Origin of the sequence: Streptomyces sp. NBC_00286 (genome assembly GCF_036173125.1) — a bacterium.
Classification (GTDB): Bacteria; Actinomycetota; Actinomycetes; order Streptomycetales; family Streptomycetaceae; genus Streptomyces.
Genome location: NZ_CP108054.1, coordinates 2,543,155 through 2,569,081, shown reverse-complemented (window position 1 = coordinate 2,569,081; position 25,927 = coordinate 2,543,155). Strand labels below are relative to the sequence as shown.

Sequence of the window (25,927 nt, the reverse complement as noted above, 5' to 3'; positions counted from 1 at the left end):
CTTCACAGTGTCTGCCGGGGCATGAACGGGATCTGACGAGCTCCATTGTGGACCGCCCCACTGACAACCCGGACCACGCCCCATGCACAGAGGTCCGGGAGGACACGCGCCCGCTCGCTCTCGGCGTAGCCGTTCCGGGAACTTCGCCAGCTGTCAGCGCGCTTGCATACAGTGGCATGACTAGCAGGAATTCAGCAGTTTTCCGCGATCGAAGGGACGTACATGCCCATGGGTCACACGGCCACCGTCGAGGCCGGCTCCGGCGGGCTGACAGCGACCGAGCACCGCCTGGCCAACGGCCTGCGCGTGGTGCTCTCCGAAGATCATCTGACCCCGGTCGCGGCGGTGTGCCTCTGGTACGACGTCGGCTCGCGCCACGAGGTCAAGGGCCTGACCGGACTTGCTCACCTCTTCGAGCACCTGATGTTCCAGGGCTCGGCCCAGGTGAAGGGCAACGGCCACTTCGAGTTCGTGCAGGGCGCGGGCGGTTCGCTCAACGGCACCACCAGTTTCGAGCGCACCAACTATTTCGAGACCATGCCCACGCACCAGCTGGAGCTCGCCCTCTGGCTGGAGGCCGACCGCATGGGCTCGTTGCTCGCCGCGCTCGACGACGAGTCGATGGAGAACCAGCGCGACGTCGTCAAGAACGAGCGCCGCCAGCGCTACGACAACGTCCCCTATGGCACCGCTTTCGAGAAGCTGACCGCCCTCGCGTACCCGGAGGGCCACCCGTACCACCACACCCCCATCGGGTCGATGGCCGACCTGGACGCGGCCACCCTGGAGGACGCCCGCGCGTTCTTCCGCACCTACTACGCGCCCAACAACGCCGTTCTGTCGATCGTCGGCGACATCGACCCGGAGGCGACGCTCGCCTGGGTCGAGAAGTACTTCGGCTCCATCCCCGGCCACGACGGCAAGCCCGCCCCGCGCGACGGCTCCCTGCCGGACATCATCGGCGAGCAGCTGCGCGAGGTCGTCGAGGAGGAGGTCCCGGCGCGCGCGCTGATGGCCGCCTACCGGCTCCCGGAGGACGGCACGCGCGCGTGCGACGCGGCCGACCTCGCCCTGACCGTCCTCGGCGGCGGTGAGTCCTCCCGCCTCTACAACCGGCTCGTACGCAGGGACCGTACGGCTGTGGCGGCCGGTTTCGGTCTGCTGCGCCTGGCCGGAGCGCCCTCCCTGGGCTGGCTCGACGTGAAGACCTCCGGAGACGTGGAGGTCCCCGTCATCGAGGCGGCCGTCGACGAGGAGCTCGCCCGGTTCGCCGAGGAGGGCCCCACGGCCGAGGAAATGGAGCGCGCCCAGGCCCAGTTGGAGCGCGAGTGGCTGGACCGGCTCGGTACGGTCGCCGGCCGCGCCGACGAACTGTGCCGGTACGCCGTGCTGTTCGGCGACCCGCAGCTCGCCCTGACCGCCGTACAGCGCGTGCTCGACGTCACGGCCGAGGAGGTCCAGGAGGCCGCCAAGGCCCGACTGCGCCCCGACAACCGTGCGGTGCTCGTGTACGAGCCGATCGCCACCGACGAGGAGACCGCCACCGACGAGGAGAGCGCCCAGTGACCGAGGCCACCGTGACCATGGACTTCCATCCCCAGCCCCAGGCCGGCGAGGCCAAGCCCTGGGCCTTCCCGGCGCCCGAGCGCGGTGCGCTCGACAACGGCCTGACGGTGCTGCGCTGCCACCGCCCCGGCCAGCAGGTCGTCGCCGTGGAGGTCCTCCTGAACGCACCGCTGGAGGCCGAGCCGCAGGGCCTGGACGGTGTCGCCACGATCATGGCGCGAGCGTTCTCCGAAGGCACCGACAAGCACTCCGCCGAGGAGTTTGCCGCCGAACTGGAGCGCTGCGGCGCCACGTTGGACTCGCACGCCGACCACCCGGGCGTACGGCTGAGCCTCGAGGTCCCGGTATCGCGGCTCCCGAAGGCGCTCGGTCTGCTCGCCGACGCCCTCAGGGCGCCCGCTTTCGAGGACAGCGAGGTCGAACGGCTCGTCCGTAACCGGCTCGACGAGATCCCGCACGAGACCGCCAACCCGGCCCGCCGCGCCGCCAAGGAGCTCTCCAAGCAGCTCTTCCCGGCGAGCTCGCGCATGTCGCGCCCGCGCCAGGGCACCGAGGAGACGGTCGCGGCCATCGACTCGGCGGCGGTACGCGCCTTCTACGAGAAGCATGTACGCCCCGCCACGGCCACCGCGGTCGTCGTGGGCGACCTCACCGGTGTCGACCTCGACGCGCTGCTCGGTGACACGCTCGGCGCCTGGACCGGCTCGCCGGCCGAGGCGCGTCCCGTGCCTCCGGTGACCGCCGACGACACCGGCCGCGTGGTCATCGTCGACCGCCCTGGAGCCGTCCAGACGCAGCTGCTCATCGGCCGCGTAGGCGCCGACCGGCACGACCGCGTCTGGCCCGCTCAGGTGCTCGGCACGTACTGCCTCGGCGGCACCCTCACCTCGCGTCTCGACCGCGTCCTGCGCGAGGAAAAGGGCTACACCTACGGTGTGCGGGCGTTCGGCCAGGTGCTGCGCTCCGCCCCGGACGGTACGGGCGTCGCGATGCTCGCCATCAGCGGCTCGGTGGACACGCCGAACACCGGCCCGGCGCTGGACGACCTCTGGAAGGTGCTGCGTACGCTCGCGGCCGAGGGGCTGACGGACGCCGAGCGCGATATCGCCGTACAGAACCTGGTGGGTGTGGCGCCGCTCAAGTACGAGACCGCGGCCGCCGTCGCCGGCACGCTCGCCGACCAGGTCGAGCAGCACCTGCCGGACGACTTCCAGGCGACCCTGTACCGCCAACTCGCCGCGACGGGCACCGTGGAGGCCACCGCGGCCGCCGTGAGCGCCTTCCCGGTGGACCGTCTGGTGACCGTCCTCGTCGGGGACGCCGCCCAGATCGAGGAGCCCGTCAAGGCCCTCGGAATCGGTGAAGTGAGCGTGGTCCCGGCCGAGTAGAGCCGCCGCACATCCCGGGGACCCTGGAGGCTGATGAGCCTCCAGGGTCCCTCTTTGTCCAAATTGATTGGATTGGTTGCGAGTTGGTATGGAGGTTGTGTGTCTGGCCTGTGGCGTGCGCTACAAAAGCCGTCATCCGTTTGTTATTTGAGAGATGACCCGCTTAGCGTCAGTCCGGCTGTCCGTCAGGCACTGCGCCGCACCCGCGGCACCGGACAGTCATCGCCGAGTCCCCGTACGGCGCGAGCCAGGGGAGCCGGGGACCCATCGCAGTCCCTGGGGTGAATCGGGCGCCCTCCTGGAGGGGGCCCGTAGGAGACCTTCCTGCTCCGAACCCGTCAGCTAACCCGGTAGGCGAGAAGGAAGGAAAGGACAAGCCACTTCATGGCGTTCACCCGCGCCACCGGGAAGCACCGTCGCCCGAGCCGTACGAAGCGCACGTCCTCGAGGACCGTTGGCGTAGCGACGCTCGCCACCACCGGTGTCATCGGCACTCTGGCCGCCCCGGCGTTCGCCGGCCCGTCCACTGCCAAGCAGACAGGGCTGACCCAGGCCGTCACCATGGGCGACTCGGTCGCCGACCAGATCGACGCCCAGGCCCACGCCCAACGCCAGGCAGCCGAGGAGGCCGCCGCCCGTCAGGCAGCAGAAGAGGCCGCCAAGAAGCGGGCCGCCGAGCAGAAGGCCCGCGCCGAGGCGAAGGCCAAGGCGGAGCGTGCGGCCGAGGAGCGCGCCGCCCGTGAGGCCGAGCGCAAGCGCCTGCTCAACTCCTTCGTCTCGCCGATCAGCGACTCGTACGTCTCGACCGGCTACAAGGCCGGCGGCTCCGTCTGGTCCTCCGGCAGTCACACCGGCGTCGACTTCCACGCCGCAAGTGGCACCACCGTCCGCGCCGTGGGCGCCGGCACCGTCGTCGAGGCCGGCTTCGAGGGCTCGTACGGCAACCAGGTCGTCATCAAGATGAACGACGGCACGTACACGCAGTACGCCCACATGTCGTCCCTCTCCGTCTCCGTCGGCCAGAGCGTCACCCCGGGCCAGCAGATAGGCCTCTCCGGGGCGACCGGCAACGTCACCGGAGCGCATCTGCACTTCGAGGCGCGTACGTCCCAGGAGTACGGCTCGGACATGGACCCCGTCGCCTACCTCCGCTCGCACGGCGTGAACGTCTGACGACTCACCGCACCCTTCCCGAAGGCCCCGGCTCACCGAGCCGGGGCTTTCGTGCGTCTTGACCGGACGTCTGCCTGTTCTGCGCGACTATGTGTCCAAAAAAACGCCATGGATTCCGGCCCGCCATCGGAATTTCCCGCACTCTGCAATAGAGTCACCGAACGAGCGTCAATCGACCGCGTTTCGCGGGGATTAAGGCGGAGGTCCGGTCATGCGTATTCCCGCGCACTCGGTATGCACGGCGATCCGTGACGACATCGTGGCGGGTGTCTACGAACGCGGCAGCCGGCTCACCGAGGAACTCCTCGCGCGTCGCTACGGCGTCTCGCGGGTCCCCGTGCGGGAGGCGCTGCGCACGCTGGAGGCGGAGGGCTTCGTCGTCACCCGCAGGCACGCGGGCGCGTGCGTCGCGGAACCCACCGAGCAGGAGGCCGCCGACCTGCTGGAGATGCGCATGCTCCTGGAGCCGCTGGGCGCCGCGCGCGCCGCACAGCGGCGTACGGAGGCGCACCTCAAGGTGCTGCGAGGCCTCGTCAGGCTGGGCCAGGAGCGGGCCAGGAAGGGCCAGGGCGAGGATCTGCGCTCCCTGGGCGGCTGGTTCCACGAGACGCTCGCGCAGGCCTCCGGCAGCCCCGCGCTGACCTCGATGCTCACCCAGCTGCGACACAAGATCGCCTGGATGTACGCGGTCGAGGCGCCGGCCCATCCCGCCGAGTCCTGGTCGGAGCACGGCGGCATCGTGGACGCCGTCGCGCGCGGCGACAGCGAGCGGGCCCGGGCGATCACGGCCTTGCACACCGAGCGGGCGACGGCCGCGCACCGGCTGCGCTTTCCCGGGCACGGTGATCGCGTGGAGCGTGTGAGGACTTCGCAACACCCCGTAAACACGGCGAGCCTGCGGCATTAACAGTGGCGCCGTATACAAAGGGGGAGTAATTCGCGGGGGATTATTTCTGCTGCCCGCAACCTGGAATTGCAAAGGGCCCGCCCGGTATTTCGGGCGAGCCCTTTTGGTGCGTGTGCGGGACGGCGTCTTTTGAACGCGACCCTTGAGTCACACGGTTTCGGGCAGTTCCTCAAGCCCCTCCGAAACCAGCTTGGCCAAGCGGTCGAGCGCGGCGTCCGCTCCCTCGGCGTCGGAGGCCAGGACGATCTCCTCGCCGCCCTTGGCGCCCAGGCCGAGCACCGCGAGCATGGATGCGGCGTTGACGGGGTTGCCGTCCGCCTTGGAGATCGTCACAGGGACGCCGGCGGCTGTGGCCGCACGGACGAAGATGGAGGCGGGGCGGGCGTGGAGGCCCTCGGCCCAGCCGACGTTGACGCGGCGCTCAGCCATGTGATGCTGCCCTTCAGGTGTGCTCAGGTTGTCTAGACCACTATTCCATACGTGAAGCGTCCCCTGGCGGGCGCCGGCCCGGCAGAGGCCACGAGCCCATGCGGGGGCCCGAGTCGGGCCCCGGACTGCCTCGCGCCATTGTCGGACACGAGCCGTACTCTGGGGCCCATGCAGACCTCGTCGGATCGGCACGAGTATCCCGCCCACTGGGAGGCCGACGTCGTGCTGCGCGACGGCGGCACCGCGCGCATCCGGCCGATCACGGCCGACGACGCCGACCGCCTGGTCAGCTTCTACGAGCAGGTGTCCGACGAGTCGAAGTACTACCGCTTCTTCGCGCCGTACCCGCGCCTGTCCGCCAAGGATGTCCACCGCTTCACGCACCACGACTTTGTGGACCGGGTGGGACTCGCGGCCACGGTCGGCGGCGAGTTCATCGCCACCGTACGCTACGACCGCATCGACGCCGAGGGGCTGCCCGCCTCGTCTCCCGCCGACGAGGCCGAGGTCGCCTTCCTCGTGCAGGACGCCCACCAGGGCCGTGGTGTGGCCTCCGCGCTGCTGGAGCACATCGCCGCGGTGGCCCGGGAGCGCGGCATCCGCCGGTTCGCCGCCGAGGTGCTGCCCGCCAACAGCAAGATGATCAAGGTCTTCACGGACGCCGGCTACCAGCAGCAGCGCAGCTTCGAAGACGGCGTCGTACGCCTGGAGTTCGACCTGGAACCCACCGACCGCTCACGCGCGGTGCAGTGGGCCCGGGAGCAGCGGGCCGAGGCGCGGTCCGTGGCCCGGCTCCTCGCACCCGGTTCCGTCGCCGTCATCGGGGCGGGCCGCGCGCCCGGCGGAGTGGGGCGCAGCGTCCTCGACAACCTCCGCGACGCCGGGTTCGGCGGACGGCTGTACGCGGTGAACAGGGCCCTCCAGGAGAAGGAACTCGGCGGAGTCGCGGCGTACCGCTCGATCCGTGACATCCCCGACCCCGTCGATCTCGCCGTGGTCGCCGTCCCTGCTGAGCACGTCCCCCAGACCGTCGCCGACTGCGGTGAACACGGTGTGCAGGGGCTCGTCGTACTCACCGCGGGGTACGCCGAGAGCGGCCCCGAAGGACGGGAGCGCCAGCGTGAACTCGTGCGCCACGCGCGCGCGTACGGCATGCGCATCATCGGACCCAACGCCTTCGGAATCATCAACACCGCACCGGATGTACGGCTCAACGCCTCGCTCGCGCCCAAGATGCCGCGGGCCGGACGCATCGGTCTGTTCGCGCAGTCCGGTGCCATCGGGATCGCGCTGCTGTCCCGGCTGCAGCGGCGCGGCGGCGGCGTCACGGGCGTGACCGGGGTGTCCACGTTCATCTCCTCGGGCAACCGCGCGGACGTGTCCGGCAACGACGTACTGCAGTACTGGTATGACGACCCCGACACCGATGTCGCGCTGATGTACCTCGAATCCATCGGCAACCCAAGGAAGTTCACGCGCCTCGCGCGCCGGACCGCCGCCGCCAAGCCGCTCGTCGTCGTCCAGGGCGCACGGCACAGCGGGTCCGCGCCTCCAGGCCATGCCGTACGGGCCACACGGCTGCCGCACGCGACCGTGTCCGCGCTGCTGCGGCAGGCCGGGGTGATCAGGGTGGACACGATCACCGAGCTCGTCGACGCCGGGCTGCTGCTGGCACGCCAGCCGCTCCCCGCCGGACCTCGTGTGGCGATCCTCGGGAACTCCGAGTCGCTGGGGCTGCTCACGTACGACGCCTGTCTCGCCGAAGGGCTTCAGCCGTTGCCGCCGCTGGACCTGACCACGGCGGCATCGGCGGAGGACTTCCATGCGGCCCTCGCGCACGCACTGGCCGATGACGCCTGTGACGCCGTCGTGGTCACCGCCATACCAGCGGTCGGTGAGACCTCGCCTTCCGACGCCGCTCTCGCCGAGGCGCTGCGTTCGGCCGCGGCGGCGTCCCCGGCGAAGCCGGTCCTCGTGGTCCATGTGGAACTCGGCGGGCTCGCCGAAGCCCTCTCCGCCGCCACCAGCACCGCGCCCCACGCCGTCGAGCTCCAGGTGCCGCCGCCCGCCGAACGCCCCGCGGCGCGGACCCCCGCGGACGATTCCACTCTCATCCCCGCCTACCCCGCGGCCGAGCGCGCCGTCCGCGCCCTCGCCGAGGCCGTCAGGTACGGGCACTGGCGCGGGGACGCCGCCGAGCCCGGCCGGGTGCCCGAGTTCGAGGACATCGACGAGAAGGGGGCCGCCGAGCAGATCGACGCTCTGCTGGCCGAGGGCGACCCGGCCGGGCTCACGCTCGGCCTCGAGGACACCTGCGCGCTGCTCGGCCGGTACGGCATCGACGTACGCCGCGCTCTGCCCGCCCCGACGCCCGACGAGGCCGTGGCGGCGGCCGAGCGCTCCGGCTACCCCGTGGCGCTGAAGGCCACCGCCGCGCACCTGCGGCACCGGGCCGACCTGGGCGGCGTACGACTGGATCTGGCGGACGAGGAGCAACTGCGGCGGGCGTACACGGAATTGACCGAGCTCTTCGGGACGCCCGCCGAACTGCGCCCGGTGGTGCAGGCCATGGCGCCCCGCGGCGTCGACACCGTCGTCCGCGCGGTGATCGACCCGGCGGCCGGGCCGGTGCTCTCGTTCAGCCTCGCCGGAGCCGCCTCGGAGCTGCTCGGAGACACCGCGCACCGGCTGATTCCGGTCACCGACCGGGAGGCGGCCTCGCTGGTCCGGTCGATCCGGACGGCGCCGCTCCTCTTCGGCTGGCGGGGCTCGGCACCGGCGGACACGGCGGCACTGGAGGAACTGCTGTTGCGCCTGTCGCGCCTTGTGGACGACCACCCGGAGGTCGTCTCCGTCACCCTGGAACCCGTGGTCGTCGCCCCGCGCGGGCTGACCGCGCTCGGTGCCTCCGTGCGGCTCGCGCCCCCGCCCGCCCGCGGCGACCTCGGTCCGCGCACGCTTCCTGTGTACTGATCGGTGCCTCGCAGTCAGTGCGCCCCCGTAGGATGGGCGCCATGGCCAAGACCAGTACATCGACCCAGGGGCTGCGAGCGGCGATCGAGCGCAGCGGCTACTACCCGGCCCTCGTGGCCGAGGCGGTGGAAGCCGCTGTCGGCGGCGAGGCCATCCGGTCGTTTCTGGTCCACCAGGAGACGACGTTCGACGCCAACGAGGTGCGTCGGCATGTGACGGTGCTTGTCCTCACCGACAACCGCTTCATCGTGAGCCACACCGACGAGCAGGCCGCGGACAGCACGTCGCCGACGCCGTACGCGACGACATCCACCGAGTCCGTAAAGCTTGGCCGGATCTCGTCGGTCGTCCTCAGCCGGGTCGTCGCCAACCCGGAGAAGTACGTGCCCGGGACGCTGCCCCGCGAGGTCGTCCTCACCATCGGCTGGGGCGCGGTCTCCCGCCTCGACCTGGAGCCGGCCGCCTGCGGCGACCCCAACTGCGAGGCGGACCACGGCTATACGGGCAGCTCGACGGCCGACGACCTCAGCCTGCGCGTCAGCGAAGCCGGGGACGGACCGGACGCCGTGCGCCAGACGCTCGCCTTCGCCCAGTCGCTCTCCGAGGCGACCGCGGACGTCACCCCGTAATGGCGCAGCCCCTCTGGGACCACCCGGAACCCTTGACCATCGAGTCCGCGCCCGTGCCCGAGTACGGCTCCGGTTCACTCGCCGATCTGCTGCCCACGCTCGCCGCGGGCATGGGCGTACCGAATCTGGCCGCCACGCTCACGGACCTGACTCCGGCCGACCGGAACTGCGTCTTTCTGATCGACGGCCTCGGCTGGGAGCAGCTGAGGGCGCATCCCGAAGAGGCCCCGTTCATGAGCTCCCTCCTGGGCAGCTCCCGCGGCGGCACCGGCCGCCCGATCACCGCCGCCTACCCCGCGACCACCGCCACCTCGCTCGCCACGGTCGGTACGGGTCTGGCGCCGGGCGTCCACGGCCTGCCCGGCTACACGGTGCGCAATCCGGACACCGGCGAGCTGATGAACCAGCTCCGCTGGAACCCCTGGACACCGCCGAACGTCTGGCAGCCGTACCCCACGGTCTTCGAGCTGGCCGACCGGGCGGGCGTGCACAGCGCACAGGTCTCCTCGCCGACCTTCGAGAACACGCCCCTGACGAGGGTCGCGCTGAGCGGCGGAACGTTTCACGGGCGCCTGTCCGGCGAGGAGCGCATGGACCTCGCGGCCGAGCAACTGGCCGCCGGGGACCGCTCGTTGGTCTACACGTACTACGCCGAGGTGGACGGCAAGGGCCACCGCTTCGGCGTCGACTCGGACCCCTGGCGCGGACAACTCATGTACGTGGACCGCCTGGTCCAGAGGCTGGCCGAGCAACTGCCGCCGCGCACGGCCCTGTACATCACCGCCGACCACGGCATGATCGACATCCCCTTCGGCGAGCCGCACCGCATCGACTTCGACGAGGACTGGGAGCTGCGCGCCGGCGTCGCCCTGCTCGGCGGCGAGGGCCGCGCCCGGCATGTGTACGCCGTACCGGGCGCCGAATCGGACGTACTGACCTGCTGGCGCGAGGTGCTCGGCGAGCAGTTCTGGGTGGCGTCCCGGGACGAGGCGATCGCGGCGGGCTGGTTCGGGAAGCCCGACCGGATCGAGGAGCGGGTGTACGCCCGTATCGGCGACGTGGTCGCGGCGGCCCGCGACGACGTCCTGCTCATCGCCTCACAGCGGGAGCCCAAGGAGTCGTCGATGCTCGGCAACCACGGTTCGCTGACCCCCGCCGAGCAGCTGGTCCCGCTGCTCGAAGTACGCTCCTGATCGTCGGCCGCCTCGCCACTGAACCGCCCCCGCTGAAAGGTGCTCAACTCGCCATGCCCGAGCTGGTGTTCTTCTCCGGGACGATGGACTGTGGGAAGTCAACTTTGGCGCTTCAGATTGGGCACAACCGGTCGGCAAGGGGTCTGCAGGGTGTGATCTTCACGCGGGATGACCGTGCCGGCGAGGGTAAGTTGTCGTCGCGTTTGGGCTTGGTCACGGACGCGGTTGAGGCGGCTCCGGGCATGGATCTGTACGGGTACCTGGTGGAGCAGATGTCGCACGGTGCCAAGGTCGACTACGTGATCGTGGATGAGGCGCAGTTCCTCGCGCCGGTGCAGATCGACCAGTTGGCCCGGATCGTGGACGACCTCGTCCTGGACGTCTTCGCGTTCGGCATCACCACGGATTTTCGCACCAAGCTCTTCCCTGGCTCGCAGCGTTTGATCGAACTTGCAGACCGCGTGGAGACGTTGCAGGTCGAGGCGATGTGTTGGTGCGGTGCACGGGCCACCCATAACGCGCGCACGCTGGCTGGGGAGATGGTGGTCGAGGGCGAGCAGGTGGTGGTAGGGGATGTGGCCGGCTCGGCGGCGGAGGTGGGGTATGAGGTGCTGTGTCGGCGTCATCACCGCAGGCGGATGACGAGCGCCGCTGCCCATGCAGGGGCGTTGTCGCCGGACGTATTGCCGGTCGCCTCCGCCTGATTTCCTGTCGGAGGGACGTCAGTGGACACGTTTTCGGTCGTGCTGGTCATGGTTGTTGCTGTATGACGCGAATGTGGTGGAGTTCCGCTTCAACGTTTAGTGCCTGCGTTAGCAGATCGTTTTCGATCTGGCAAACATGCAGGTCAGGTGGGGTCAGTCCCTTCGGGGGGTGGCCCCGTTGCCGTTCCCTATGCTGGATCCGTGCTGGATCATCTGACACATCGTCACCTGTCATCATTCCTGGTTATCCGTACCGCTGCTGGATCGGCGCTGCATCCGCCTGACGGCTCGTCAGCAGGATGGGATGCTGTCCGGCCGCGGAATCCGTAGCCGACGGGCCTGCTGCGGGGCGTCCGGGGCCGGTGGTGAGGCGGCGTGCGGCCCGTCGTGGCGGGTGGGTCGGTGGCTCGGGGTCGAGCGCTGGACCCCGAGCGGGTGTTGGCCGCAGGTTCGAGCCCTTGGCGGGAGCCACGGAACATGGCCGGTCGTGCGCGAGCCGCTGACCTGCATGTTTGCGCCACGGTGATGGTGGAGGGGCGCTCTAGGCTCGTTCCGGTCGACCCGGGAGTGGGTCGGTGAGTGGTCCAAGCCTTTACGGGCGCTGTCGCGTTGGTGGAGTCCACGCTGTACCTATGAGGTGGCTCGGCTGTTGGCCGCAGATTCGAGTCCTGGGCCGAAGTAGCAACCAAGGGCTGGTCGTTCCGCATCCCCTCTGACCTGTGGAGATTCGCTAGTTGTGATGGCGTCGGCACGTCTGCCCAAGACCTGTATGGGGTGATCTCAGGGGAGGAAAGCGGCCGCGTGGGCCGTGGACGTGGGCGTGATGCGCAAGCGCCTGGAGGCCCCACCGGGCGGACTGATCCCTGGCCCGCGTCAGCCACTCCGTGGTCGGGGCACTCCTGTCCGCCACGCGGTACGGCTGCGCGGACGCGCCGTCCGTCTGATGCCGCCACGGTGCGCCCCGCACTACGCGCGGCAGAACTGGGAGATCAAGGGCTGCCCGAACGGCTACCGGCTGGAGGAACTGGGCACCCGCCCGGTCGATGGCGTACGCGGCTGCCCCGTCCGGCACGGGGAGCGGCCTGTCGCCGACTGAACTGTCAGTCCTCGCGGACAGCCAGCGCCAGGAACTGCGCGTCCGCGTGGACGTACGGCGCCATACACCGGCCCGAAAGGGTCGGCAGCGGGCGGAGGTCGGGCTTCGCCCGCAGGCGGTCCGGGATGGATGGCCGTGTAGACGTCCTCAAATTTCGCGATCGCTACGCTCCGCAAGGCCGTAGCTGGAAGCAATCGGATTCCACAACTCTACAAATGCTTCTTTGCTCTCGGTGGCCAACTCGTCAGTGAACTGTGCGGCTCGGTGAGCTTCGGTACGCGGTGCTGGCCCACCACGCGGACACCCTTCGTCCTGTGCTTCTCGTGCCCAGTCCGCGTAATTGCGGTCGGAATCTGCTGACGCGTCCCATGCGTCTTCCAGGTCAACCCTCAAGGTTTCATTGTTCGGCAGATCGGATAGATCTGTTTGATTGAGATCGTCCACGAGATCCTCCCGGTCGGCCGCTACATCCAGGAGGTTCTGACGGGCTGCAGTAAGGCTCTCGCATCGGTCGATCTGCCCAGTGGCAGTAGCGGCCCGCTCCCGCTGCAGGGCACTGCGGTCGAGGAGTTCGTCGAGCGTCGTTGCCTGCTGTTGTGGCTGGTGGGGGGTAGCCGATGAGCCTTCGATCCGTGTCATGGCGAGCGTGTCCGTGGTCGCCTGCAGATTGCCTGGCGATGCGGAGACGGCCGCGCTGCCAGCAAGGGCGAGGGGGACAACTATGGCCGCAACGGTAAGTTGACGTCGCATGATCGAGCCCTCCAGAAGAGATCTGTCTTTCTATCCACGATGCTCTTCAGCTTTGCCAATTGCATCTCAGCACAACGACAGGTTCATAGTTACTGAGCAGCATGTTCCATAGCTGGAAGCCGTGAAAAAGGGTTGTAGAATCAGCGACTTTCTGGAGTGCTCCGATGCCACACCCGGCGTTCCGTCCCGCCCTGGGGACGGCCAACTGCCAGGAGCGGCTACGCCCTGGTGACGGCCTCTCGCTCCCATGTCCGCCAGCGTCAGCGCGACCACAGACAGTGGTCAAGAGGCCTCACACCGAGGGAAACGCGACAGCCGATTACGCGAGGTCGCCAGTTTCATTCTCCCGACGCGACGACTTTCGACGACGGCCGAACGCTGACCCTCTGACGACTGACAACGCTTCTGTGACTCTGGTCAACTCACGCGGGCGCCCGGGGCGAGGGCACCCGGGGAAGCGCTGACACGGCGGTCTCAATCGCTACCGCAGGGCAGGGGAACAGCGAACTCCTCTTCCCCGGCTATGAAGCGGTCTACCTCACCGTTGTCGTCCATGGCAAAGGTGATGACCTTTCCTTGGAACTGTGCTCCGCTCGGGGTGAAGACGAGTTCGTCCGTGGATGGCTCCTGGATTTCACCGGCGTATGTCGCCAGTATCTCGGCTCGTGTGCTGCCCCGGTGGATTCCCGATGCGGTCGAGATTGACGAGGGTGAGAGGACATAGACCGCGACGAGGCGGTCGTCGTTGCTGAAACGCAGCAGCAGTCCGTCCGGACCGCCTTCGATGGACAGGTCCTTGCAGTCTGGGCCGCCCGGACCTTCGGGGATGCGGGCTCCGATCGCCTGCTCGGCCTCACTGCGGCTCATGCCCAACCGCAGCGGGCCAATTCCGTTGACGGTAACGCGATGTGTGCTCAGATCGGTCCGCTTGGGCTTCCCGGCGTCGATCTCGGATTGCTTGACGAATTGGCTGCCGTCCCAGCGCCAGGTGACGTGTCGGAGTATCGACGGGCCGGTGGCATGGGTGTCGCCCGATCCGTAGAACTTGACGTCTGTGAGGAGGAGTCCGCGGATGATCCTCACGGTGTCCGGTTGGTACTGCGGGGGAAGTTCGGCGACCTGGAACGTTGGTGTGCGGCCGACTTCCCTGCCGTCGGTCGTGCGGTAGACGCGCAGCTCTTGGAGGCTGAAGTTGCTCGGCTGGGGGCTGCAAGAGAACAGCACGGCGGTCACATCACCAAGGCGCGGCACGGTGCCCCGGGTGATTCGCTGAATCTGCACCTGCCAGCGCTCATAGTCCCCGATACCGCTGCCTCTCGCGGTGCCTTTGCCGTTGCGCACTGTGACAGGCGCCGCCTTGCTGACGATGTCGTCACAGGTCAAATGGTAAGTGCGGTTGGTCCAGTCGGTGTTGACTCTGGAGGCCAGGAACTGCCCGCCCTGCGTGGTGGACTGGCCGGAGTAACAGTGGGGGGAGCCGGGGCACTTCACGTTCAGCGCATCCACGGTCCGGCGCGTGAGGTCCAGTGTCCCGGCGCGGTATCCGGTCCCGCAGATAGGATCCCGCTTCGGTTGGTCCGCCTTCGCGGCGACCGCGGACTCGAACGTCTTCCAGGTCGCGTTGATGGGCGGAGAGTGCAGATCGCTCTCCTCATTCAAGCCGTGCAGACCAAGGAAGTGCACCGGGCATGTCGCTGCGACGGCAGCTGCGGACGGCAGGCTCACGGAAAGCCCGGCAGGCACCACCAGAGCCGCGGCGAGGGCGATGCTTCGGCAGACGCTCCGTGTCATGTCCAGTGGCTCCGTAAGTGCGGTGGCCCACCCCGAGCTGGACCCTCGGACTCTTCCAGAACACCACAGTGCTCGGCGTCGTGCACCCGGTCCGCCGGACCGCACCCCCGCTGAAAGGCGGCCCCTGCCATCTACTCCGAGCTGCCCGCAGTGGGCGCTGTCGGAACGCTCAGGGCCGTCGCCAGGCGAGCGTTTTCCACAGGCGTTCGAACTTCGCTGTAGTCGGTTTCTGCCGCAACCCCGGTGTGTCGAGCCTCCTCTTTCCTTCGGACAGGGCCGGCTCGAACCTCGTGGTACCTCACGGGCGCGGCCGTGATGAAGGGGATCGCGGAATGCATCGCGGTGGACGCGGGCGCGCCGCCCGCGCGAGGCGGTCGGCTGATCGAGGAAACGATCCGGACGGCCGAGCAGTGCCTCGTGGATTCGGTGCGCGACCTGGGGATAGGGCGGCCCCACGTTTCGGAACCACAGGTGGTGGGCCAGCGGCCCGGGGTGCGATATGAGGCTGCTGCGGCAGCGGTGCGAGGCCGGCATGGTCGCTCGCAGCCTGAAAACCGACCCTGCCCACCATGGGGCAGCAACTGGAGTACGAACGAACTCGGTCATCGGTCGGCTGAGGTACGAGGCGTATTTCCTGGCGGTCGCCCAGTCGCATCGTGGCGGCTGCGCGACCAAGCGTCCAGGTCTGGGCCTGTTATGTCTGCTTCAGGTGCTGGGTGAGCTGTTGGAGGGTGCTCCAGGTGCGGGGGTCGATGCCGTCGCCGAGTGGGTAGTGGAGGGCGGGTGCGGCTGCGGCGCCGAGTTGGACGGGGGTGAGGTTGAGGGGTGGGCGGCGGGCGTGGGCGAGGCCGATGTCGCTGACCGCGTCCGAGCCCAGCGTGAACGAGACGGGGATGGGCGGGGTCTCGAAATGCGGGGGAACGGTCAGGTCGCGGCGGGCGGTCCGGAGCGAGGTCAGCATGGTGGTGAGGCCGTGCTGGGCGGTGAGGGTCTCGGCGAGCGGTGCGATCGCGTCCAGGGGGGCGGTCTCGTCCTTGCCGTAGCCGAGGGTCAGGGTGATGTCTTCCTCGACTCCGGCGGGGGTGCGGGTGATGCGGAGGGTGGCGAGGGCGGGGCGGTCGGGGTGGCCGACGGCGATCAGCCAGGTGGGCTGGGGTGCGCGGCTGCGGGCGAGGTCGGTCAGCTGGCGGGTGTTCCAGGGGAGGTTGACGGGTTCGGCGGTGCTCCAGTCGGCGGGTGGGGTGCCGGTGAGGTGCTGCCAGGCGGTTTCCAGAGCGTGGCCGAGGGTGAGGTCTTGGTCGGCGGGGTGCCGGGTGCGCAGGGAGAGGATCAGCTGGCGTTCGCCGCTGTCGGACGCCGGGGCGAAGGCCTTGTCGGTGGAGGCCGTGCCGTTCTCGTCGCGGGTGGGGGCGAAGGCGCCGTCTTGCCAGTGGAGCTGGGCGCCGGAGAGACCGTCGTAGTAGCCGTGGTCGGGGTCTTGGATGACCCAGCGGTTGGGGTGGCCGTGCAGGGCGGTGCGGGTGGGCAGGGCGTCGGCCAGCCAGCTGGTCATGGCGATGAGGGGGCGGTCCTGGATGACGACCGCGGCCTGGTCGGTAAGAGCGTCGACGGCCGGTGGTGCCGCGTCGGGTGAGGGGGCGGCGGTGGCGGTTTCGGGGGTGAGGGGGACGACGTGGGTGTGGGCGGCCCGCGGGGGCCAGACGGTGCCGCCCAGGACGGCGGCCAGGCGTCCGGCAAAGGAGCCGGCGAGTTGCTCGCCTTCTGCGACGGCGGTGGAGGCGCGGGCTTCGGTCCACCAGAACGGGCCCTCGGGAACGGAGACTTCGTTGCCGAGCAGACGGGCGGCCTCGCCGGGGACCTGGACCAGAAGGGGTGCTTCGACGGAGAGCAGGGGGCGTCCGCCCGGGGAGCAGAGCTGGACGACGGCTCCCTCGGCGAGGGTGTTGATGCCCAGGTCGGGGCCACCTGCGAGGAGCCCGGCGAGCACGGTGTGGATGTCGGGCATCTTCGGGGTGAGGGCGATGACGTCCTTGGTCACGGGTGCTCGTTTTCTGCGGTGGCCGCGGAAAGGGTCGCCCGACCAAGCAGCCCCCCGAGGCGTGACCGTCAGCGCGGGTGTGCGACGGCCCCCCGGGGGGCTGCTTCCTGTTCGAGGATGGAGAGGATTTCGTGGAGCAGGTCGTCACATGGCGACGGTCTTCGCCGCGTCGGGGGACTTTTCCCGAACGCCGGGGCGGTACAGCAGGAAGGTCACGACGAGGCCGACGGCTGCGAGGCCGGCTGCCCACCAGTACGCGGTGGAGTAGCTGTGCAACGCCGCCTCGGCGACCACCTCGGGCGTGGCCTGCCGGCTGCTGAGATAGCTGCCCGCGGCGCTCGCCGCGAGCGTGTTGAGGATGGCGATCCCCAGCGAACCACCGATCTGCTGCGTGGTGTTGACCGCCGCAGAGGCCACACCGGAGTCGTCCTCGTGCACCCGGTAGGTGGCCAGGTCGATCGCCGGCGCATAGACCATGCCGAGACCGAGGCCCAGGACGACCAGCGGCGGCAGAATGCCTCCGACGTAAGTGCTGTCCAGCTCCAGGCGGGTGAACCAGACCATGCCCACGCCCAGCAGCGCCATCCCGAGGGGAATCACGATCTTCGGCCCCACCCGGGGCATTAGGACCCCCACGGCCAGGCCGGAGGCAACGACCAGGGCGACCGGGATGGGCAGGAAGGCGAGCCCCGCCTCGACCGGGGTGTACTTGAGCGTCTGCTGCATGTAGTAGGCGAGGAACAACGCGACCGCGTACATGCCTCCGGTGGCGACCAGAATGGCGATCTGCGAGGCTCCCCGGTCCCTGTCGAGGAGGATGCGCAGGGGTAGCAGCGGCCGGTCCGTCGTCGACTGCCAGTACGTGAAGAGGGCGAGCAGGGCGAGACCCCCGACCAGCAGACCCCAGCTGGCGGGAGAACCCCACCCGTGCGACTCGGCGTTGGAGAACCCGTACACCAGGCCGAAGAGTCCCAGGGTGACCAGCACCGCGCCGGGGACGTCGAGCTTGGCGCGTTGGGCCGCCCGGGGCTGACGCTCGATCAGCAGCAGACCGCCCAGGAACGCCGCCGCCGCGAACGCCAGGTTGATGTAGAGGGTCCAACGCCAGTTGAGGTACTCGGTCAGCACGCCGCCGAGCAGATTGCCGAGCGCCCCGCCGGCGCCCGCGATGGCACCGAAGATCGCGAAGGCCCGGCCCCGTTCCTTGACGTCGGTGAAGATGGTCGTCAGCAGAGAGAGAGCCGCCGGCGCCAACAGGGCACCCGAGACACCCTGGAGCGCTCTGGCCAGCACCAGGAGTTCGAAGTTGCCGGCGGCTCCGCCGAGCACCGAGGCGGCGGCGAAACCGACGACACCCGCGAGGAAGGTCTCCTTGCGGCCGAAGAGATCGGCGATACGCCCCCCGATCAGCAGCAAGCTGCCGAAGGTGAGTGCGTAGGCGGTGACGATCCACTGCCTGTCGTTGTCGGAGAAGCCCAGGTCGGCCTGTGCGGACGGCAGCGCGATGTTCACGATGGTGGCGTCCAGCATGATCATCAGCTGGGCCAGAGCGATCACGGCCAGCGCCCACCACCGCCGCGAGGACCGCGGGGACGAAGGTCCTGACTCGTGCGGAATGCTGGTGGGTTCGCCGGTGGATAACGACATGGCGGGGCCACTCCGTTCACCGACGTCGACGCGCTGATGGAACGCCTGGGCCGGATCCGCCGCCTCGGCTACTCGGTCACCCGCGGCGAGCCGGACCCTGACGTGGTGAGCATCGCAGCGCCGATCCGGGACGGCAACGGGCATGTGGTGGCGGCGGTGAGCGTGGCCGCCTTCGCCTCCCGGGTCTACCCGGAGGCTGAGGCGGGGATCGCCCAGAAGGTACTGGACACGGCACGCGAGATCGGCGACCGGATGACCGTCGTCGCGGGGTAACGCTGCTCGTACCGAGGGGGACCGGCGGGCGCCCCGGCTGGCCGTAGCCCCGGTCACGGGGTGCTTCAGCGCCCTTTCAATCACTCGGGCTCTCAAGCACGGGATCTGTCAGCTGCCTCGATCGACGTGCGCCGACGTGTAGCTCCTTCCGCGGGGTCTTCGCGGATATAAGCCACTGATGGCACACCCTGCCCGCAGGCAGGAGGCGTTCGAGGTTCTGATGTCCCGGACAGCGGGCCGGTTCGCGCGGGTCGAACCCCGGCGCCGGGTAAGGGACTTGGTGATGGGGTTGCTGTCGGACCTGCCGCGCAAGGACTGCTGGAGCATCGCCGAGTGGGTCGGGGAGGCCACCCCGGACGGCGTGCAGCATCTGCTCGGCCGGGCCAAGTGGGATGCCGTGAGATCGTGCAGAGAGCCCTACGGCCGGGTGCCCCTGAGAGGCCCTGCTGAACAGCGGAAATGACCCTCTCGGGGGCGCAGTCTGGGCGTCCACGACCGTGCTGGATATGCGCTGGATCGTACGACACGATGCGGCGTATCCGCAGGTGGCAGCCCTGGCGTCAATGTTCCGCTTCAACGTTTAGTTTTGGCTCGAATCGCCCCCTGGTCTGCGTTTATGCAGGTCAGGGGGCGATTCGTTGCCCGGTTCCGTGCGTTGCGGCGGAACGTTCAAGGTCTGGATTCGTGAGTTGCGGCAAGGTGTTTGTGCAGGTCAGGGTGTTTCCGCCCGGTAGTTGAATCCGGGTGGGATTTCCGATTGCTGGATTCTTGCTGGGGCGGTCGGCGTGGCTGGAAGGCCAGGACGGGTCGGGGTGGGCGAGTTGGAGCTTTGCCGAATGCCAAGGCCAGGTTTCGGCGGGTGCTCAGGTGCGGGCGGCTCCGCCATGCAATGAGGCGCAGATGACGGCGAGCAGCGCGTCGAACGCCTGCTTGTGGCTGTGCGGCTTGGCGGCGGCCAGGAGCCGGCGGTCTGACTGGCCTCGCGAGCGGACGGCTCGCGAGCACCTTGACGGGCTCTCTGGCGGCAGGGCTGCGGCCGACGAAGCGTCGCGGATCACCGAGGGCGCCCTTGTCGATGGGCTTGTGGCGCAGCGGGCACAGGCACAGTCCGTGGTCGACGTCGTCCGGGCAGCCGAACGCCTGCATGACTCTGCCACGCACGTGCATCTCACACCGGTCGCGGGGTCGCACTCGTGCGTGCGTACAGGTGTACTGAGTGGGTACGAATACGCATATACAGGGCTCTGATGACCATCGCGCCCACGCTCGCACGTGTATGAGCACATGGGGGTCAGGGGTGGCACTTGCCCTTGACGCTGCGGACTTTCCGCACACGGGGACGGGGGACGCCGTGCGGGGACGGCTGGTGAGTGGGCGGTATCGGCTCTTGGAGAGGCTGGGCGCGGGTGGAATGGGGGAGGTCTGGCGGGCCCGGGATGAGGACTTGGGCCGGGAAGTCGCCCTCAAGGTCTTCTCTCCGCCGGAGGGCAGCGACGCGGAGGAACGCGCGGAGCTGCTCGGCCGTTTTCGACGGGAGGCGCGCGCCGCGGCGGGGCTGGACAGCCCGCACATCGTTACCGTTCACGACCACGGTACGGACGGGGACACCCCATACCTGATCATGGAACTGGTTGTCGGCCGTTCCCTGGAACAGGTGCTGCGCGCCGAGGGCCGGGTTCCGTTGCGGCAGGCCCTTGACTGGGCCGGACAGATCTGTCGTGCTCTGGCCCTCGCGCACGTGGCGGGAATCGTCCACCGCGACATCAAGCCCGCCAATGTCATGGTGCGTCGACGGCACGGCTGTCGTCCTCGACTTCGGCATAGCGGGATTGCTGGAGGCCGCAGAGGCGGAGTCCGGGCTGGCCCGGCCGGGCCAGCTGCCCGTGGGCAGCGTGCTGTACATGGCCCCGGAGCGGTTCCGGCAGGAGCCCAGCGACGGGCGCACCGACCTGTACGGCCTGGGCTGCGTGCTGTACGAACTCCTGGTCGGCCGACCCCCGTTCACCGGCCCGGCCGCCGGGGTGATGTACAACCACCTGCACGACCAGCCACTGCTCCCCAGCCGGGCCCGCGCCGAACTGTCCACCACTGTCGACACGCTGATCCTGGACCTGATGGCCAAGGAGCCGGACCAGCGCCCCGGCGACGCGCAGCAGGCGCGGGTGCGTATCGAGGCCCTGCACACCGCACAGGACGTGCGCGAGGAGTCCGTGCCGGAGTCGCAGTCCCCGCCCGCAGCCGCTCCGGACCCAAATCCGCAGCGCGGCACCGGACAGGCTCCGGCGTCGGTCGGGCCCTCCCGGCGCGCCACCCCTGCCACGCTCGCGGCGGAAACTGCGACGGAGCCGAAGCCCCTCGGCTGGCAGCCGCAGCCGGAGCGAGAGGCGGGAACGGAACCTCGCGACCCCAGGGAAACGACTCCGGCATCCGCAAAGCTCGTGGCGGGGGGCCTCGGAATGGCCCTGTTGATCTCCCTGGGCGCGGTGGCTGTGGGCACCGATTACTTCAGCTCGGGCTCCCAGAGCGCGCCCCCAAAGCCGACCGAAGAGGTCCGGGAGCCGAGCGTGGAGGGCACAGAGCCGACCGCGGAGGGCACAGAGTCGACCGAGGAGGCTGCAGAACCTGTCCCGAAGGCTCCGGACCGATACCTCATTGCCCTCGTCGGCGACGCGAAGGCAATGAACCCCATGGTCAAGGTCGTCGAGAACGTACTCGCCTCGAGGAAGAAATCGTTCCGCATCGAGAAACCGGTCAAGGTGGTTGCCATCGAACCCGGCACCGGAAGATGGGACGAAGTGGAGGAGGACCCCGGCCTGCTCGCGGTGATCGGGGACACATACGCCGAGAAGCCACGGCTGCTCCCCGATTCGGTCAAGCACCTCATCGCGTTCGACACCTGCGGCGTTCGCGATGGCTTCACCGACTATGCGGCTGACCGTACGCTGGGCTGGCCCGACACCGCTCCGTTCCCGCTCCACGCGTCGGAGTCGGCACTCGCCAAGGCACTCGCGTCCTACCTCGGAGACGTCCGTAACGTTCGGTCCGTGGCGCTCATGATCATGAACAAGGCCAGCACGTTCGGGCCGGAACTCCGCTCTGCCCTTCAGGGGAAAGGTGTGCGAGTCGCCGTTACTCATATGACGGAGTTCTACGAGGATGCCGACGCGCAAATCGACCGCATCAAGAACTCCGGTGCGGAAGCCCTGTTGTTCGAGACCTTCGACTACGACAAGGTCAGATTCGGCGAGCCCTCCCACCAGTGGCGGCTTGCGGCGGAGTTCGACGGGCCGGTTCTCGTCCCCGACCTGCCGGAGATCTCCTGCGGACAGACCGATAAGAAACGGGCACCCGGCCCGACGGGACTGCTGCGCTACCGCACCGTTTCCGACGACGGTTCCGCATACGCGGCCTCACTCCCCGCGCAACGGGGGGCGGCGGAGATCCACGACGCCGCGGTGCTCCTCGCTGAAGCACTGACCGACCCGGGCGTCGAACGCGGCGCCGGGGGCACCACCGGAAACATCCGCGAACGTCTCGGCGAGGTCATACGGAACAACGACGAAGTGACGGGCCTCCTCGGCCGGTACACCTTCGCCGGCGACCCGTACGCCAAATCCCTCCGCACCAACGCTCCTGCCTGGATCGACCGCTACAACGGCAAGCGGTGGGAGGAACTGGCGACCATCACCCAGCCCAACAGCGGCTGAATCCCATGGCTTCCGCGTACGGGGCCGAACCGCGCGTCTGCCGAACCGCGGCCGCCACGTCCTGGGAGTCCGACTTGCCAGGCCGGGCGGAGGAAAGGCGGGGGGTGCCTCTATGTCCTTCGTCAACCCTGCCGTGTCTGCCTTGTTCCTGAATGTGCCGGTTATGCGGGGGCTGTTTCGGGGGTGCGGGGTTCGTAGACGGTGCCGTCGCGGAGCATCGCGAACAGGACGCTGATGCGGTGGCGGGCGAGGCGGAGGAGGGCTTGGGTGTGGGTCTTCTTGCGGTCGCGTTGTTTGTCGTAGTAGGTGCGGGAGGCCGGATCGTGCAGGGCGGCGAAGGCGGACAGGAACATCGCGCGTTTGAGCTGCCGGTTGCCGCCTCTGGGGGCGTGTTCGCCGTGGATCGACGTGCCGGACGACTTCGTGGTGGGGGCAAGGCCGGCGTAGGAGGCGAGGTGGGCGGCGGTGGGGAAGCTGGTGCCGTCGCCGACGGTGACCAGCAGGACGGCGGCGGTCCTGACGCCGACGCCTGGCATCGAGGTCAGGACCGGGGAAAGAGGGTGGGCCTCCAGCAGCGCGTTGATCTGGGCTTCCAGGGCCCGGCGCTGTTCGTGGACGGCTCCGAGCGAGCGGGCCAGCGACGGGATCACGACATCGAGGGTGCCGCTCCCGGGCACCACGACGGTCTGCTCGTCCAGCGCGGTAAAGACCTCGTCGATCAGCCGCTGGGCCATGCGCGGGGCCTTGGGCCGGATCACCTCCACGAGCCTGCGGCGGCCGGCTTTCCGCAAGCTCGCCGGGGATCCGTAGCGTTCCAGCAGCCAGGTGACGGCGGGGTGGTCGAGGCGTGGGCCCAGGACGCGTTCCAGGCTGGGGTGGAACTGGGTGAGCAGGCCGCGTATCCGGTTGGAGGTGCGGGTGGCCTCGGCCGCGAGGTCCTGGTCGAAGCCGACGAGCACGGTCAGCTCGGCGGTGATCTCGTCGGTGAGTTCCAGCGAGCGCAGCGCGTGGGGCAGGGTGCGGGCGGCGTCCGCGATGACCGCGGCGTCCTTGGCGTCGGTCTTGGCCTCGCCCGGATACAGGTCGGCGATCCGGCGCATGGCCAGGCCGGGCAGGTAGGCGACCTTGCAGCCCGCGTCGCGGGCGACGGTCAGGGGCAGGGCGCCGATGGAGGCGGGCTGGTCCACGATCACCAGCACGGTGCCGAACTTCGCAGTCAGCTTGTCGAAGACGGCCCGCAGTTTCGGCTCGCTGTTCGGCAGCTGCTTGTCGAAGACCTTCTTGCCGGCCGGGGTCAGCCCGTGCCCGTGATGGGCACTTTTGCCGACGTCCAGGCCGAGGAACACGCCCACGTCTTCGGTGTCGAACATCGCGCCCTTCCAGGGAAGTTGCATGGTCTGGCCTCGGCAGCGGTGTCGTACGCGCGCATCCACGTTATGCAGACCTGCCGCCCGCGAGCTGTCCGGCATTGCGCCGGACCGGGTGGTGGTCGGGCCTCTGATCAGCGTCTCCGACGGCACCTTCCGGGCCCGGTGACACCACCCCCCAGGTCATCCCTTCGACAGGGGGGAACAGTCATGCCGGGCCCGGAGGCCAGCGGCCCTCTTGCAGGACCGCGGAAAACATAACGGGGGGGCGGTTCGTCGTCGTCCTGCCCTTCCGGCGCAGGCTCCACATCGATGCCGATGACGGTCGGCGGCCACGCCTGGAGTCCGGCGCCGAGGAAACGATCACGTGGCCCGTTCTTGCGGACTTCGCGTACGTACGGCAGTACGTGAGCCTGTGCACCCGCTGGACCAGTGTGCAGGGCGCCGGACAGCCTCGCGCTGAGCTGTTGCTGGGCCGCATACCGGTCGACCACGAACACGCCCCAGACTCCGATCGGTGCGGTGAGCGCTGCCCAGCCGATGGTGAGCGCACCGCTCACGCCCGCCCAGACAGCGCGGCGGCCGCCTACCGCCGATGCACGTGTCGCACGGCGTTGTCGCAGCGCGTCTACCGGCTTTTGACCGAAGGCACAGGCGGGCACAGGGCGGGCCGCACTCTTGATGCCTCTGCGGACCCAGGCCGCATACTCCCCGCCGACTATGACCGACGGGGCCTGTGGCTCGCCTTCCGCGGACCCGTTCGGCTCGCTGGGGGAGGCTTTCCAGGGCACGCGTTCGCGTACGGCACGCTTCGCTTCCGCTTTCCCCACGTCGATCTGGTTGCGGAGGTTGGCGGGCAGGTCCTGGTGTACGTAGGCGGCGGCGCTCAGCCGCCGGGTGATCTCCTCGGTGTAGGCGTCCGCTGCATGATGGCCTCGGCACCTACAGGCACCGCCTGCACCGAGAACACCGACTCGTGGTGGCCGGGCGGGTCGAGTGAGCACAGCTGAGGGGAGGGCGCTTCTCCACGCCGGTCGGCTATCTCAGTCATGGCGTAGCACGAGCAGATCCACCTCCTTGGAGACGTCCCCACGCAGCAGGAGCGCGGGCAGTGACAGGAGGCGGCGGGGCACGGTGTATATCACGGACAAGATCATGCGCCATGAGGCCGGACGACCGAACCTGTTGTGCACGAACTCGCCCACGCCAGATCCGGGAGGAGCGCGAACTTCAGCACTCAGGATTGCCCGGTCGGCGCCAGGCTAGTCGGCGGTTCCGGGCTCCACGACCCATTGGCAGCGCTGGCCGGTGAGGCTTGCGATCATGTCGTAGTCGGCGTCGTGGTGGAGTACGGTGGCGTCGTTGCGCTCGGCGGTGGCGGCGACGAGCAGGTCGGGGAGGGGCAGGGCCCGGTGGAAGCCGCGTTCGATCGCTGCGCGCTGCACCTCAAGTGCGCGGTCGAAGACCCAGTCGTCACCGTAGAAGTAGTCGAAGCCGCGCAGCCATTCGGCCACGGCGGGAGCTTCGCTCTTGCCGCGGATGCTGTACATGAGCTCGTACTCGACGGCGGGGCAGATCGCCAGCAGGCCACGCTCGTGGAGCGGGTCGAGGGCAGCGGTCACCAGCGGTCGGTGCCAGCGGGCGAGAGCAGACTTGTCGACCAGGAACGGGGCGTTCACTCAGGCAGCCTTCGCGTCCTTGGCGGAGTCGGGCACCTTTGTCTCCTCGACGATCTCGCTGAAGTCGAGATCGCCTGATTTGACAGCGTCGATGAACTGCTGCCGAAGGTGACGCTTGACGGCGTCCTCCACCGCGGCCCGTACGGCAGCGGCTTTGGTCTTCGTTCCGTAGATCTCCTTGGCCTGTGCGACCATCTCGTCATCGAGGTCAATCATGGTTCGAGCCATCAGTGACTCCTCTCACTCATCGAAACGACACCAAATTTTAGCGTGAAGTGGTGTCGTTTTCGGTTGGCGTGACGGTTGCTGGATCCCTGCTGGATCGAGTGGCGGGCCGCGGTATTCCTGCAGGTCAGAACGCTTCCCCGGGTGGTTGAAGCTGGGCGGGGTTTCCCGTTGCTGGATCTCTGCTGGTTCGGTCGGTATGGCTGGAAGGTCAGGAGGGGCCGGGTGGGCGGTGGCTTGGAGCCCCGCCGCCGGTGCACTCAGGCCGGTGTCCTGGTGCTGCGCATGGCGCGGGAGAACCCCAGCCGGGTGTATGCCCTACTGGCCTGCGACTTCTTCGGGACAGTCACCCTGTCTGGGGCGCGGCTGTATGTGTTGGCGGTGATCGCGCA

General features: G+C 69.0%; 18 protein-coding genes, 3 pseudogenes and 1 riboswitch. Of the genes and pseudogenes, 13 read left to right on the top strand and 8 right to left on the bottom strand.

Annotation, left to right across the window (positions count from 1 at the left end; translation table 11 throughout):
• Positions 1–228: 228 nt before the first annotated feature.
• The 4 genes from OHT21_RS11615 (at position 229) to OHT21_RS11600 (ending at position 5,034) form a co-directional block, all read left to right on the top strand.
• Positions 229–1,566: a M16 family metallopeptidase gene (locus OHT21_RS11615; RefSeq protein ID WP_328768190.1), complete on the top strand. Its 1,338-nt coding sequence runs from the start codon at positions 229–231 to the stop codon at positions 1,564–1,566.
• Positions 1,563–2,954 carry a M16 family metallopeptidase gene (locus OHT21_RS11610; RefSeq protein ID WP_328768189.1) on the top strand — a complete coding sequence of 464 codons (1,392 nt, stop codon included), beginning with the start codon at positions 1,563–1,565 and terminating at the stop codon, positions 2,952–2,954. The genes OHT21_RS11615 and OHT21_RS11610 overlap by 4 nt, the downstream gene beginning before the upstream one ends.
• Before the next feature lie 213 nt (positions 2,955–3,167).
• Positions 3,168–3,325: riboswitch (cyclic di-AMP (ydaO/yuaA leader) on the top strand.
• A 13-nt stretch (positions 3,326–3,338) separates the two neighbouring features.
• Positions 3,339–4,127: a M23 family metallopeptidase gene (locus OHT21_RS11605; protein ID WP_328768188.1), complete on the top strand. Its 789-nt coding sequence runs from the start codon at positions 3,339–3,341 to the stop codon at positions 4,125–4,127.
• Positions 4,128–4,338: 211 nt separating this feature from the next.
• Complete coding sequence (locus tag OHT21_RS11600) at positions 4,339–5,034, top strand: GntR family transcriptional regulator (protein ID WP_328768187.1); 696 nt, start codon at positions 4,339–4,341, stop codon at positions 5,032–5,034.
• A gap of 147 nt (positions 5,035–5,181) precedes the next feature.
• Here OHT21_RS11600 and OHT21_RS11595 read toward each other — a convergent pair whose 3' ends face one another.
• The gene (locus OHT21_RS11595; RefSeq protein WP_165339183.1) at positions 5,182–5,463 is read right to left on the bottom strand and encodes an HPr family phosphocarrier protein; all 282 of its coding nucleotides are present in this window, start codon (positions 5,461–5,463) and stop codon (positions 5,182–5,184) included.
• 168 nt (positions 5,464–5,631) lie between these two features.
• Between OHT21_RS11595 and OHT21_RS11590 the strand changes: the two genes are divergently transcribed.
• From OHT21_RS11590 to OHT21_RS11570, 5 genes and pseudogenes are all read left to right on the top strand, one after another.
• The gene (locus OHT21_RS11590) at positions 5,632–8,436 is read left to right on the top strand and encodes a bifunctional acetate--CoA ligase family protein/GNAT family N-acetyltransferase (protein WP_328768186.1); all 2,805 of its coding nucleotides are present in this window, start codon (positions 5,632–5,634) and stop codon (positions 8,434–8,436) included.
• Positions 8,437–8,477: 41 nt separating this feature from the next.
• A complete protein-coding gene (locus OHT21_RS11585) occupies positions 8,478–9,065 on the top strand; it encodes a DUF5998 family protein (protein ID WP_165339181.1) in 588 nt (195 codons plus the stop codon).
• A complete protein-coding gene (locus OHT21_RS11580; protein WP_328768185.1) occupies positions 9,065–10,258 on the top strand; it encodes an alkaline phosphatase family protein in 1,194 nt (397 codons plus the stop codon). Before OHT21_RS11585 ends, OHT21_RS11580 begins: the two co-directional genes overlap by 1 nt.
• Before the next feature lie 53 nt (positions 10,259–10,311).
• On the top strand, positions 10,312–10,962 hold the full coding sequence (locus OHT21_RS11575) for a thymidine kinase (protein ID WP_328768184.1): 651 nt from the start codon (positions 10,312–10,314) through the stop codon (positions 10,960–10,962).
• Positions 10,963–11,863: 901 nt separating this feature from the next.
• Positions 11,864–12,058 (top strand): annotated as a pseudogene (locus OHT21_RS11570) (oxygenase MpaB family protein); the annotation flags it as partial.
• Between the two features lie 147 nt (positions 12,059–12,205).
• On the opposite strand, the gene OHT21_RS11560 reads toward OHT21_RS11570, so the two are convergent.
• The 4 genes from OHT21_RS11560 to OHT21_RS11545 all read right to left on the bottom strand — a co-directional run bounded on the left by OHT21_RS11560 (position 12,206) and on the right by OHT21_RS11545 (position 18,284).
• On the bottom strand, positions 12,206–12,808 hold the full coding sequence (locus tag OHT21_RS11560; RefSeq protein WP_328768183.1) for a hypothetical protein: 603 nt from the start codon (positions 12,806–12,808) through the stop codon (positions 12,206–12,208).
• Positions 12,809–13,282: 474 nt separating this feature from the next.
• Positions 13,283–14,599, bottom strand: a complete 1,317-nt coding sequence (locus OHT21_RS11555; protein WP_328768182.1) for a hypothetical protein — start codon at positions 14,597–14,599, stop codon at positions 13,283–13,285.
• Between the two features lie 694 nt (positions 14,600–15,293).
• Positions 15,294–16,637, bottom strand: a complete 1,344-nt coding sequence (locus tag OHT21_RS11550; protein WP_328768181.1) for a DUF6177 family protein — start codon at positions 16,635–16,637, stop codon at positions 15,294–15,296.
• 144 nt (positions 16,638–16,781) lie between these two features.
• Positions 16,782–18,284, bottom strand: a complete 1,503-nt coding sequence (locus OHT21_RS11545) for an MFS transporter (protein WP_328767497.1) — start codon at positions 18,282–18,284, stop codon at positions 16,782–16,784.
• A 36-nt stretch (positions 18,285–18,320) separates the two neighbouring features.
• Here OHT21_RS11545 and OHT21_RS11540 point away from each other — a divergent pair, with 36 nt between their 5' ends.
• The 4 genes and pseudogenes from OHT21_RS11540 to OHT21_RS11525 all read left to right on the top strand — a co-directional run bounded on the left by OHT21_RS11540 (position 18,321) and on the right by OHT21_RS11525 (position 22,264).
• On the top strand, positions 18,321–18,557 hold the full coding sequence (locus OHT21_RS11540) for an IclR family transcriptional regulator domain-containing protein (protein ID WP_443050345.1): 237 nt from the start codon (positions 18,321–18,323) through the stop codon (positions 18,555–18,557).
• Positions 18,558–18,777: 220 nt separating this feature from the next.
• Positions 18,778–18,954, top strand: a pseudogene (locus OHT21_RS11535) (IS701 family transposase); the annotation flags it as partial.
• Between the two features lie 879 nt (positions 18,955–19,833).
• A pseudogene (locus tag OHT21_RS44645) lies at positions 19,834–20,298 on the top strand (protein kinase domain-containing protein); the annotation flags it as partial.
• Between the two features lie 34 nt (positions 20,299–20,332).
• A complete protein-coding gene (locus OHT21_RS11525) occupies positions 20,333–22,264 on the top strand; it encodes a protein kinase domain-containing protein (protein WP_328768180.1) in 1,932 nt (643 codons plus the stop codon).
• Positions 22,265–22,425: 161 nt separating this feature from the next.
• Here OHT21_RS11525 and OHT21_RS11520 read toward each other — a convergent pair whose 3' ends face one another.
• The 3 genes from OHT21_RS11520 to OHT21_RS11510 all read right to left on the bottom strand — a co-directional run bounded on the left by OHT21_RS11520 (position 22,426) and on the right by OHT21_RS11510 (position 25,538).
• Positions 22,426–23,634 (bottom strand): IS110 family transposase, encoded by a 1,209-nt coding sequence (locus OHT21_RS11520; RefSeq protein WP_328774046.1) that lies wholly within the window; start codon positions 23,632–23,634, stop codon positions 22,426–22,428.
• Positions 23,635–24,893: 1,259 nt separating this feature from the next.
• A complete protein-coding gene (locus tag OHT21_RS11515; RefSeq protein ID WP_328768179.1) occupies positions 24,894–25,310 on the bottom strand; it encodes a PIN domain nuclease in 417 nt (138 codons plus the stop codon).
• Positions 25,311–25,538: a type II toxin-antitoxin system VapB family antitoxin gene (locus tag OHT21_RS11510; protein WP_328768178.1), complete on the bottom strand. Its 228-nt coding sequence runs from the start codon at positions 25,536–25,538 to the stop codon at positions 25,311–25,313. It abuts the gene before it with no gap.
• Positions 25,539–25,927 lie beyond the last annotated feature (389 nt).